This window comes from Novosphingobium sp. (genome assembly GCF_036820275.1).
GTDB lineage: Bacteria > Pseudomonadota > Alphaproteobacteria > Sphingomonadales > Sphingomonadaceae > Novosphingobium.
In genome coordinates this window covers 15,530-27,046 of the sequence record NZ_DAISLT010000059.1, presented here as the reverse complement: position 1 = coordinate 27,046, position 11,517 = coordinate 15,530, and the positions used below count along the sequence as shown (strand labels likewise).

The 11,517-nt window shown below is 64.3% G+C and carries 6 protein-coding genes and 1 pseudogene; 4 read left to right on the top strand and 3 right to left on the bottom strand.

Annotated elements, in window-relative coordinates:
- The 4 genes and pseudogenes from V7066_RS26920 to V7066_RS26905 all read left to right on the top strand — a co-directional run.
- A pseudogene (locus V7066_RS26920) lies at window positions 1-230 on the top strand (cupin-like domain-containing protein); the annotation flags it as partial.
- A gap of 42 nt (window positions 231-272) precedes the next feature.
- Window positions 273-1,337, top strand: coding sequence for an alpha/beta hydrolase (locus tag V7066_RS26915; protein ID WP_334185996.1), 1,065 nt, complete (start codon window positions 273-275; stop codon window positions 1,335-1,337).
- A 164-nt stretch (window positions 1,338-1,501) separates the two neighbouring features.
- On the top strand, window positions 1,502-3,430 hold the full coding sequence (locus V7066_RS26910) for a sialate O-acetylesterase (RefSeq protein WP_334185995.1): 1,929 nt from the start codon (window positions 1,502-1,504) through the stop codon (window positions 3,428-3,430).
- 121 nt (window positions 3,431-3,551) lie between these two features.
- Complete coding sequence (locus V7066_RS26905; protein ID WP_334185994.1) at window positions 3,552-5,669, top strand: alpha-L-arabinofuranosidase C-terminal domain-containing protein; 2,118 nt, start codon at window positions 3,552-3,554, stop codon at window positions 5,667-5,669.
- A 37-nt stretch (window positions 5,670-5,706) separates the two neighbouring features.
- On the opposite strand, the gene V7066_RS26900 is transcribed toward V7066_RS26905, so the two are convergent.
- From V7066_RS26900 to V7066_RS26890, 3 genes are read right to left on the bottom strand one after another with little or no spacing between them, the layout of a single operon-like run.
- Window positions 5,707-7,605 (bottom strand): NPCBM/NEW2 domain-containing protein, encoded by a 1,899-nt coding sequence (locus V7066_RS26900; protein WP_334185993.1) that lies wholly within the window; start codon window positions 7,603-7,605, stop codon window positions 5,707-5,709.
- A complete protein-coding gene (locus V7066_RS26895) occupies window positions 7,602-9,941 on the bottom strand; it encodes a glycoside hydrolase family 95 protein (RefSeq protein WP_334185992.1) in 2,340 nt (779 codons plus the stop codon). The genes V7066_RS26900 and V7066_RS26895 overlap by 4 nt, the downstream gene beginning before the upstream one ends.
- A complete protein-coding gene (locus tag V7066_RS26890; protein WP_334185991.1) occupies window positions 9,938-11,512 on the bottom strand; it encodes a glycoside hydrolase family 43 protein in 1,575 nt (524 codons plus the stop codon). Before V7066_RS26890 ends, V7066_RS26895 begins: the two co-directional genes overlap by 4 nt.
- Between the last annotated feature and the right edge of the window lie 5 nt (window positions 11,513-11,517).

Genomic DNA, 11,517 nt, shown 5'->3' with positions numbered 1-11,517 from the left:
GGCCGGACTCGCCTTATGCGGCTCTGCTGCTGGCCATGATCGCCATAGCCGAACGTCCTGCTCCCGAGCGTGCCGCATGGCGCGCCTATTTCGATCACTATGCTTTTCGGCCGGATGGACACCCCTTGGCGCACTTGCCGGAAACACAGCATGGCGTTCTCGGACCGCTGGCGGAGGGCCATTACGGCCGCATCAGGACCCTGGTGGTGCGTATGCTGCGGGGTGCGTGAGGCGCTCGTCGGGACGTGATAACAACTGGAGAGAGGGTAAATATGGGGCAGTTGAAGCATATTGTCGTATATCTGGGTGCCGCTGCATCGTTTATCGCAGCGCCGGCGCAGGCTCAGGTAGCGACCGAAGGACCGGCAGCGGTCGTCGGTGCAAAATCGATCAGGATCGAGCGCATCAAGGTCCATGCGCCAACCATCGAGGGCAATCTGGAAGGCGAGACCGCCGACCGCGACGTGCTGGTCGTGCTGCCTCCTAGTTATGGAAAGGAACGTAATCGGCGCTATCCGGTAGTCTATGCGCTCCATGGCTACTCGATCGGCGCCGAGCAATGGGCCAGAGAAATTCATCTGACCGTTACTGCGCAGAACGCCTTCGCCAACGGCGCACGGGAGATGATCCTGGTGCTGCCCGATTCAAAAACGGTCCATAACGGGTCCATGTATTCCAGTTCGGCCACGACCGGGGATTTCGAGACATTCATATCCAGGGATCTGATCGCATACATCGACAGCCATTATCGAACGATAGCGAAGCGAGAAAGTCGCGGGCTGTCCGGCCATAGCATGGGCGGCTACGGCACCAGCCGTATCGGCATGAAGCATTCCGATATGTTCGGCGTGCTTTACATGATGAGCCCCTGCTGTCTCTCGGCGAGGGATGCGGGGCCAATGGATCCGTCGGCGCTGAAGCAACTTGATGCGGTGAGGACGCCTGGTGATTCTGCGGGGCTTCCTTTCCTGCTTCGTGCGCAACTGGCGGTTGCGGCGGCATGGTCGCCAAATCCGGCTAATCCACCTCTGTACCTGGACCTGCCCGTCAAGGATGGGAGGGTTCGCAACGATGTGCTTGCAAAATGGGCAGCCAATGCGCCGCTGTCCTTCGTCGATCAGTATATAGGCAATCTCAAGCGTTATCGCGCGATTGCCATCGATGTCGGTGACAAGGATGGACTGAAGGACGATGCGCGGACACTGCACGAGATACTGGATCGCTATGGCATCGCCAACCGCTTCGAGATCTATGACGGGGACCATACCAATCGCGTGGCGTGGCGTTTCCAGGATCAACTGATGCCGTTTTTCTCGCAGAATCTCGTTTTCCAATAACAAAGGCACCGGGAATGGCAGTCGAAGGACTAGTTAGCGTTAACAAAAAACCGTTGCCAGCTCTTCGAACATCATTAGGCTGAAACGAAATCGGATCCGCGAACCGGACCGATTCCAGGGGAGGGCAGGGCGTGATCCGGCAAGGTAATCGTATTCATTGGCTTATGGCGCTACCCTATTGCGCCGCTGCCGCGTCTCCAGTCTGGGCTGCGCCGCGGCTCGATCCGATGTTTGGCGATCATGCCGTCATTCAGCGGGAAACGCCGGTAACCATAACCGGGCGTGCTGCTCCGCGGGAAAACGTCACGGTTCTGCTCGGATCGACGAGCAAGGACGTGCTGGCCGAAAAGGACGGCAGGTTCACGGCAAAGTTCGATCCAGTGAGGGAGGCGGGAGCAATACGCCTGGAAGCCAAAGCGGCGTCCGGCAGGGTTGTGGTGCAGGACGTGGTGATCGGCGACGTGTTCCTGTGCTCAGGCCAATCCAACATGGAACTGGAAGTCCGCAATGCCCAGGACGCCCTCGGGCAAATCCGGAGTTCGGCCGACGATCAGCTTAGGCTGCTGCTGGTTCCCCGGGCGGTGGCGGACGAACCCTTGCGCGATTTTCGCGATGCCCCCAATTGGAAAGCGGCAGGGCCGGACAGCGTCGGCGATTTTTCGGCGGCCTGCTTCTACATGGTACGTGAACTGCGGAAAGGAACGAAGGTTCCGATTGGCGCGATCGCCAGCAGTTGGGGCGGTTCGCGCATCAGTCCGTGGATGGGCGCCCGGGCGCAGGCCGAGGTCGGACAACAGGCGGCCGCTGCCATGGTAGCGCTGCACGGCCGAGATCCTTTCGCCGCGGAAAAGGTGGCCAGCGCGCAATGGGAAAAGTGGTGGCGCGTGCAGACGGGCGACAAGCCGGGTAGTGAACCGTGGCAGGCCGACAGCGCCTTGACTTGGGCAGAGGTGCCGCGCATCGGCCCATGGGAGGAATGGGGCGTACCTTCGCTAGCCGATTACAACGGCATGGTCTGGTATCGCCGGGAGTTCGAATTGACGGCGGCTCAAGCCAATGCGCCGGGCCAGTTGTCGCTCGGACTGCTCGACGATGTCGGGCGCGTCTGGATCAATGGCAAGCCCGTGGGCATGAGCGCGCGCGCCTGGCAGCCGAGCAGTTTCGACGTTCCCCCCGGCCTGTTCAAGGCCGGACGCAATGTCATGATCGTTAATGTCCAGGACAACTACGGCAACGGCGGCCTTTCGGGACCGGCCGAAGTCCTGAAATTGTCGCTGGGCGACGGCAGCGAAGTGCCGCTTGGTGAGCAGTGGCGCTATTCGGTGCCGCAGCGCTCGCCAGAAGGTGCGCCGCGCGTCCCCTGGGGTGATGTCACCGGCACCGGCACGCTCTACAATGGCATGATCGCGCCGCTTGGAGCGATCGGGCTGAAGGGCGTGGCCTGGTATCAGGGTGAATCCGATGTCGACTTGCCCGGTTATGCCGAGCGCATGAAGGCGATGATGGCCGATTGGCGGCGTCAGTTCGGATTGCCGGAGCTGGTATTTGTCGCGGTGCAGCTTGCGGCCTATGGCGCGCCGGTCACCGCGCCAGCGGAAAGCGGCTGGGCGGCGATGCGGCAGATCCAGTATCGGGCGATGGCACAGGACGATCACGGCGGGCTGGCAACAGCGATCGATATCGGCGATCCTTTCGACATCCATCCGGGTGAAAAGCAGGAAGTCGGGCGCCGACTAGCCCGGGCAATGCGCGCGGCGGCCTATGGCGAACAGCACCCGCGAACCGGTCCCCAGGCGGTGCGGGCCGTTGCCGGTAGCGACGGCGGGGTCGTCGTCGAATTTACCGGACTGACAGGCGGACTCCGCACGCGCAGTTCCGCGCAGGCGATAGGTTTAGAACTCTGCGGTGAAGCCCTGGGCACTTGCCGCTTCGTGCCTGGCAAAGTGGACGGCACCCGCGTCCTGCTGGCCGGAGATGGCGCCGCCGCGACGCGGGTGCGTTATGCCTGGGCGGGGTCGCCCGTCATCAATCTCTATGACGATGCGGCCCTGCCGATCGGCTCCTTCGAATTGCCGGTCGTAAAGACGCGCTGACAACCAAGGCCGCGCGAACAAGCGGCCGGATAGCCAATCGGCGAGACACTTCATTGCAGAAAGAACAAGGCATGCGGCGGCGTGGTGTCGCTGCATGCTTGCAACAGGAGAGGACTGAACGATGGGAAAAGCGCACTTCTTGCGCATGGGCGGCTTGGTCGCACTGGCGTTTGCGAGTTTCGGGGCGGATATCGGCGCGGTGCAGGCGCAGGCGATCCGCGCGACGATCGACACCGGGCGGGTGAGCGCACGGGTAACCGCCTATGAATATGGCATGTTCATCGAACCGATCGCGGGTCTGGTCAACCAGACGCTCTGGGCGGAAATGCTCGACGACCGCAAATTCTATTATCCGGTACGGGTCAAGGGGAAAGACGAGAAAGTCCCGGATACGGTGGAGGGGCGTCCGGCGCCGGTGTTCCGCAAGTGGCGCCCCGTCGGCGGCGAAGACGCTGTCGTCATGGATCAAGTGGAACCTTTCGTGGGCAAACAGAGCGCCGCCGTCACACTTGCCGGGACCACGCCGCGCGGGTTGAGCCAAGGCGGCATGAGCCTCGTGGCGGGCAAGACCTATGTCGGCCGCATTCAAATAAGCGGGGATGCCGGAGCCAAAGTGGAGGTCGCGCTGATTTGGGGGCCGGGGCCGCGCGACCGGCAGGTCATGACCTTGCCCACGCTGGGCGCAGGCTGGGCGGAAGTGCCGTTCCGCTTCACGGCCGGCAAGGCATCGTCCGATGCTCGGCTGCAAATTACCGGCACGGGTAGCGGCGGCTTTCGCATCGGCGCCGTATCGCTGATGCCTGCCGACAACATCAACGGTTGGCGCGCCGATACGACTGCGATCGCGCAGTCCTTGAACTCGGGCATGTGGCGACTACCCGGGGGCAACTTCCTGTCCAATTGGGACTGGCATCAGGCTTTGGGTCCGCGCGACAAGCGCGTGCCGATGTTCGACCATGCCTGGAGCGCCATGCAAACCAACGATATCGGCATGGACGAATGGATGGAATTGACGCGCATCCTGAGGGTAGAGCCTTACGTTACCGTCAATGCTGGCCTGGGCGACGCCAATTCGGCGGCCGAGGAAGTCGAGTATCTGAACGGTGCGGCGACCAGCGAATGGGGCGCGAAGCGTGCGGCCAACGGGCATCCCGCGCCTTACGCCGTCAAGTGGTGGAACATCGGCAACGAGCCTTACGGCTGGTGGCAGATCGGCAAGACCAGCCTCGACTACTACCTGATGAAGCATCGGGATTTTGCCGAGGCGATGCGGGCCAAGGAGCCGGGCATAACCCTGATCGCCTCCGGCGCGATGCCGGACCAGTTGCATCCACGCGACGTGAAGGAAAATCCGTCGCTGGAGAGCATTCAGCGAAAGTTCGGGACCGAGGAAGACTGGACCGGCGGTTTCTTCGCCAAGGCCATGGGTACTTTCGACGGGATTACCGAACATTGGTACGACCGGGGCGAGGAGCGCCCCGACGCGCCTGCCGACGAGGAACTGATCGAATTTGTGCGCTCACCCTCGAACCATGTCCGCATGAAGGCTGAACAGTGGAACATCTATCGTCAGCGCTATCCCGAGATTGCGAAAGCCAACGGGGGGAAGGGCATTTTCCTGTCCATGGACGAATATGCCTACATGGCCAAGGACGGCGCCACGCTGAAGTCGGCGCTCGCCTACTCGATGGTGATTCAGGAAATGCTGCGGCATACCGACTTCCTGCGGATGGCGGCATTCACCTCGGGCGCATCCACCATGGATATCACGCCTACGGGTGCGACGATGAACACGACGGGCCTCGTCTTCAAACTCTACGGAGAACATTTCGGCGCGGGTACGGTGCCGGTCGCGCTGAACGGTAACGTGGCTCAGCCCGATCCCAGGCACGTCGTGGGGTCTGCCCATCCGCAGGTGAAGGCGGGAAGTGCGACCTGGCCGCTCGACATGGTCGCGGCATTGAGCCCCGACGGCAAGGCACTGCGCATTGGCATCGTCAATGCGACGTTCAAGCCGCAAAGCGTGGCGATCGACTTGCCCGGAAAGCGCACGCGCGGGCCGGGCAAGGTCTGGCGCCTCACCGCAAGCTCGTTGAACGCGGCCAACAAGGTGGGCGCCAAGCCGGGTGTCGTCATTACCGAAGGCAAGGCTCCGGCGCTGAACGGAAGCCTGAGCGTGCCACCGCTTTCGACGTCGGTCTTCGAATACCCGTTGGACGACGGCGGCGCCCCGCTCTGAGATGATGGGGGAGGGCGCGCCGGACCGGCGCGCCTTCTCACCGGCGCAGCGCGGCGTCGCCCCAGGTTACCGGCACCGCATTGCCTCTGGCACCATCGGCGCGCGCGACCAGTTCGAGGACGGCTATCCCCTTCACATCGGCTTCGAGCGGTTGGGCCGTCGCACCGCGTCGCAGCGGAGCGGAGCTGGCGAGCGGCTTGCCGTCGCCGTAGAGGTAGAAGCGGACGGTCTGTTCGCCGTCCAGCGCGCTGTCGTCCACGCCGACTTGGGCACTGAAGCGGACGAACCCGGCATTGCGCACTTCGAGCCGACTGTTGGCGAGAATCCCGATGCCCGCCCCGTAAGTGCGTCCGGCCACGGTCAGTGCCTGGTTGTAAGGCGTCGCATCCGCCATCGCGCCGCCCCAGCCGGCATACATGGGCCGCTCGCCGATGCCGCGCGTGCCGCGCCAGCCCGGAATCGAACGATAGATGGTGGGATCGGGCTCGGGCTGGACGACACCGTCCGCCGCCGGGTTCACCGCGCCGGGCTGTTCAGAGAGGTAGAGGCCGTCCGCCAGCATGCGCGTTCCGCTGGCGCGGAACACCACCGTTTCGCGCGGCGCGATGCGGAATTTGGTCTCCTTGGTGAAGTCGCTCTTTGCGCCCGTCCAGAGGTTCGACAGGGTGACGGCGCGATCGGCGCGGAATTTCAGATGATCGGCCGTCAGCACCGCGTCGACGGGAGCGAGGCCGCGGTTGAACAGGGCGACGGCCTTGTCTCCGTTTGCCAGCGTCTTGACCAGGATCTGAAGCCCGTCGCTGTCGAAGGCGAGGGTCGCCTGATTTCCGGCCGGATCCTGATTGACCGCGATGAGCGCGGCGTTGCCGAAAACGTCGAGCAGGGGCTGGGGCGTCGTGCGCAAGTCGGCGCCGATCAGCAGCGGCGCATTCATCATGGCCCAGAGCGCGAAATGGGAACGCGCCTCGGTCAGATGGTTCACATCGAAATCGCCTTTGCCGATGAAGAGCATGTCGGGATCGTTCCAACTGCCCGGATGGGCATAGAACGCGCGGCGCACGGCGCTGTCGTAATTGGTGAGCATCCGCCCCCAGTCGGGCGAAATGTCGTCGCTGGTGCGCGAGATGCTGCCGACGTCCTTACCCCAGGAGCGGACATTGGCGCTGCCCCAGATGCAAAGCGAGAGCATGTAGTCGCCATCGGGATTGTATCTGGCGAGCGAGCGGTTGATATCGGCAAAGAGCGCCTTGACCGCCGGGACGTTCGACCGCGTCACGCTGTGCTGGTCGATCAGCGCGGCGAGTGCACGATACTGGCCGCTGCGCACGCGCTCGGCGTCGGCGGTGAAGGCGCGGATGCCGCAGCCGTCGACCTTGATCGCATCGAAGCCCCAGTCCGCGAAGAAGAGGCGGATGTCCTGGTCGCTATGGCCGTAGAGGCCGACCTCGCGTTCGGCCATCGTGCCTTCCGGAAGCTGCGCGGGACCGTCGGAATAGGCCTGCGAGCAACTGTTGCGGCCGAGGTCGGAATAGATGCCGGCCTTGAAACCCATCGCGTGCAGCTTGTCGGTCAGGGGGCGGAAGGACGGATCGCCGCGTTTCATCCAGGCCGAGGGAAACTTGTCCGCGCGAATGATGAGCTTCCCGTCGCCGGTGCGGCGCTTGAGCCACCAGCCGTCATCGATGTTGATGAAGCGATAGCCCTTCTTCGCAAGACCTGTGTCGAGAATGCGCTGGGCCGAGCCGAGCAGCTTTTCCTCGTCGATCTCGGTGAAGAAGGCGTTCCAGCTGTTCCAGCCCATCGGCGGAAGCTGCGCGCTGCCGACTTGATTGGCGCTCCACGCACCGGTGGGCGCGAGCGGATCAATGGTCTGGGCAGAGAGGCCGGTGCCGGCGCAGAGGACAGCGAGAGACAGGAGCGCGCGGCGCAAGGTCATGTGAAATCCTTGAAGGTGAGTCTGATCGGCTTTCCAGCCTGAAGCGTGAGGATGCGTTCGGCGCTGCCGAGGCGGATCTTGCGCGCGCCCCCGAGTTCCGGACGCAATATCGCGTGCTCCAGGCGGCCGTCGCGCCAATGGAGGTCGACGGTGCAGCGGCCACGGGCACGCAGGCCGGTGACATTGCCGGTCGGCCAGGCCTTGGGGAGGGCGGGCAGGAGACCGATACGGTCGTCATGGCTGTCCATCAGCATCTCCACGATCCCCGCCGCGCCGCCGAAATTGCCGTCGATCTGGAACGGCGGGTGCGCGTCGAACATGTTGGGATAAGTGCGCTCCGGGCCCAGCAGGAAGCGCAGGATGTCGTGGGCATGATCCCCTTGCCGCAGCCGCGCCCAGAGATTGATGCGCCAGGCCGTCGCCCAGCCGGTGGCGCGGTCGCCGCGTATCTCCAGGGTGCGGCGGGCTGCGGCGGCCAGTGCGGGCTCGCCGTCGGGGGTGATCTGGTGCGAAGGGTGCAGGCCGTAGAGGTGGGAGACGTGGCGGTGCTCCTGCTCCGGCGCGTCCGCATCCCAGTCCTCCTGCCATTCCTGGAGCTGCCCCTGCCTCCCGACCTTATACGGCGCCAGCCTTTCGCGCGCGGCGTGCATTTCGGCGATGAGCGACGCCTCCATGCCGAGGATCTGCGCGGCCTCGGTCGTCCGGGCGAACAGGTCGCGGAGCAGAGCCATATCCATGGTCGGACCGGCGCAGAGCGTGCCGCCATGGCCATGCGGGTTTTCCGGGCTCATCGACGGGTTGGTGACGAGAAAGCCGGTGGTCGGATCGCGCTGCAAGGTATCGAGGAAGAAACGCGCGGAACCGGCCATGATCGGGAAGATCGAGGCGAGATAGGCAGGGTCGCGGTTATAGTCGTAGTGGTCCCAGAGGTGGACGCAGAGCCATGCGCCGCCGGTAGGCCAGAGGCCGAACTGCGCACCGTCGATCGGCGCGGTCGCGCGCCAGAGATCGGTATTGTGGTGAGCGACCCATCCGCGCGCGCCGTACATTGTCCGAGCCGTACGCTCGCCGGTGATAGCGAGCTGGCGCACCATCTCCACCAGCGGACCAACGCATTCTCCGAGCGCGGTAGGTTCGGCGGGCCAGTAGTTCATCTGGGTATTGATGTTGATCGTGTACTTGGAGCCCCAGGGCGGGTTGAGGCTGTCGTTCCATAGCCCTTGCAGATTGGCGGGTTGCCCGCCCGGCCGGGAGGAGGCGATCAGGAGATAGCGGGCGTATTGGAAGTAGAGTGTCGCAAGCGCGGGATCATCGCTGGTCTGCGAAGCGGCGATCCGCTGGTCGGTGGGCAGCAACGCCGCCTGCGAGGTGCCGAGATCGAGACCCACGCGGCGGAACAGGCGCCGGTGGGCGATCGCGGTGTCGGCGGCGATACCGGCGAACGTGCGGCCCCTGGCTCTGGCAAGCGTGTCCGCCGTGGCGGCAAGGGGATCGCCGCTGACGTCGTCGAAGCGCTTGTAGCTGGTCGCCATGGCCAGCAGCAGGGTGACGGCCTTGGCGCCGCGAATGGCGAGGCGCCCATCGGCGCCGTGGCTGACGCTGCCGCCTTCCAATTGCGCCGTCAGGCGGGCGGCAAAGCGAAGACCGCCCTCGATCCCTTTCGACGCGCCGTTGCGGCCGGTGAGAAGCAGGCCGGAAGGCCCGTCGCTGGTAACCCGGACATCGCGCTGGGGCGAGCGAAGCGATATGTCGCAGTCGAGCTTGCCCTCGCCTCCGGCGGTCAGGCGGACGGCGATGAGCTGGTCGGCCGGCGAAGCGACGACCTTACGGACATGGGGGATGCCGTTCGCCTCGAAGCGGGTGGTGGCCATGGCCGTGTCGAGATCGAGTTCCCGGTGATAGGTGGCAGTCTCACCCAGGTTCGGAAAATCGAGGATCAGATCGCCCAGCGTCTGATAGGGCATCTGCGTCAGCGGCTTTGCCATCAGCGTCCGGTTGGCGAGCGCTTCGGCTTCCTCGATCCGACCAGCGAAGATCAGTTCGCGCACCTGGGGCAGCATCCCCTTCGCCTGCGGATCGACAGGATCATAAGGCTGGCCCGCCCAGAGCGTGCTTTCGTTGAGTTGCAGCTTCTCCTGAGCCGTGCCGCCGAACACCATGGCGCTGAGGCGGCCATTGCCGATGGGCAATGCCTCGGTCCATTTCGCCGCCGGCTGGCGATACCAGAGTTTGAGCGGATGGGGTGCTGTCGGTGCGGCCCTGGCAGGTCGTCCGAGGCCGAGCGAGGCCGCGCCCGCCGCCATGGCCGCCATCGTTTCTCGGCGGCTCAGGCTCATGGCTGGGTTCCCTCCGGCAGGGGCGAGAGCGTGAAGCTGTCGATATCGAGATAACCGCCGCTTGGCGCAGGATTGTAGCAGGAGAGCGCGATCTGCTGTCCCTGGAAAGTCCCGGTGCGCCAGTCGAACGCGAGCGGGAAGGCGCCTCCTGCCTCGTTCCACGACTTATTATCGGAACTGTAGGCGAGTTGGCCTTGTTTGGTCTCGAAATCCATGTCCACGCGCAGCCAGAGGACGCGAGCGCTCAAGGGCAAGGCTGGGACGCGAACTTCGGTGCGGGGGCCTTGGACAGTGCTTTCGGTGAGCTGCATCCGCAAGGATCGCGCGCCCTTTGCCCCGCCGACGACGGAAAGCTGGGCATTGTATTTGCCGAAGCTGCCGAGGCCGCAGATGTCTCCGGCCTTGATCCCGCCTGCGTCGATTTTCGCGACGGCGCGCATGCTCGGACCTTGCGCCTTTTGCGTGAGCGTATTGCGTGCGGTCCAGATGCCGTCGGCCTCGGTAGCATGGAGGCGGAGGAAGCCGGGGCGCTGCGTCAGCGACCATTTGCCGTCGTCGGGGTTATGGTTCCATTGCCATTGCAGGCCGAGTTTCGGCGCCGAGAAATCGTCGGAAGATGGCGGCTCTGCGAAAGGATGCCCCAGGATCGGCTTGGGCGAGCGATCGGGCACATGGTCGGGGTTTTCGGGCGTGCCCCAGAAGGGCCAGCCGTCTTTCCAGTAGATCGGGCTGATATTGGTCATGCGGCCGATGGCGCCGGCGTCCACCATGACGAAGCCGTACCAGCCGCCGTCCGGCAGATCGACGATCGCGCCTTGATGGCCGCCGGTCTTGTCGTCGATGGAGGGCTTTGTTTCCCACGGCCCCCAAAGACTGCGGGACCGGGAAACGGTCATCGCCAGCTTGGAGGGGATGGCGTTGAAGAGATAGTACCAGCCATCGTGGCGGATGATCTTCGAACCTTCCGCGCCTTTGTTGTAATAGGCGACTTTGGCGGCGGTAACGGCGGTGAGATCGCCGTTGAGGGTAAGCAAGGTCAGCGTGCCGTCGGTTCCGACCGAAGTACCGAGATAGGCCGTGCCGTCCGCGTCGATGAATAGCGCCGGGTCGAAGGCTTCACGGTCCAGTTCCCTATAGGTCCATGGACCGTCGATCTTCGCCGAGCGATAGATGCGCGTCTTGTGGCCGACCGGGGTCACTGCAAGGTAGAACATGCCATTGTGACGGCGCAGGCTCGCAGCATAGAAACCGTGGCGATAGTCGCCCCCGGCTTTCAGGTCGTAGCGCGGATCTCCGTCCAGCCGATCGACCACATGGGAAGCGATCGTCCAGTTCACCAGGTCCTTGGAATGCAGGATCGTCACGCCCGGTGCATTGGCGAAGGTGGTCGAGACGAAGTAGAAATCCTCGCCGACGCGGATGACATCGGGGTCGGGGTAGTCGGCGAAGAGTACGGGATTGCGGTAAGTGCCGTCGCCCTGGTCGGAGCGCCAGACTTGCGCGGGGGCGGCGGCGGCGATCAGCCCGACGGCGAGGGCCAGTGCCGCGCCGATGCCGTGCTTCCGGGTCATGACGG

Coding starts and splice junctions, on each gene's coding strand:
- V7066_RS26905 (WP_334185994.1), top strand. CDS start 3,552: ATGGGAAAAGCGCACTTCTTGCGCATGGGCGGCTTGGTCGCACTGGCG.
- V7066_RS26900 (WP_334185993.1), bottom strand. CDS start 7,605: ATGACCTTGCGCCGCGCGCTCCTGTCTCTCGCTGTCCTCTGCGCCGGC.
- V7066_RS26915 (WP_334185996.1), top strand. CDS start 273: ATGGGGCAGTTGAAGCATATTGTCGTATATCTGGGTGCCGCTGCATCG.
- V7066_RS26890 (WP_334185991.1), bottom strand. CDS start 11,512: ATGACCCGGAAGCACGGCATCGGCGCGGCACTGGCCCTCGCCGTCGGG.
- V7066_RS26910 (WP_334185995.1), top strand. CDS start 1,502: ATGGCGCTACCCTATTGCGCCGCTGCCGCGTCTCCAGTCTGGGCTGCG.
- V7066_RS26895 (WP_334185992.1), bottom strand. CDS start 9,941: ATGAGCCTGAGCCGCCGAGAAACGATGGCGGCCATGGCGGCGGGCGCG.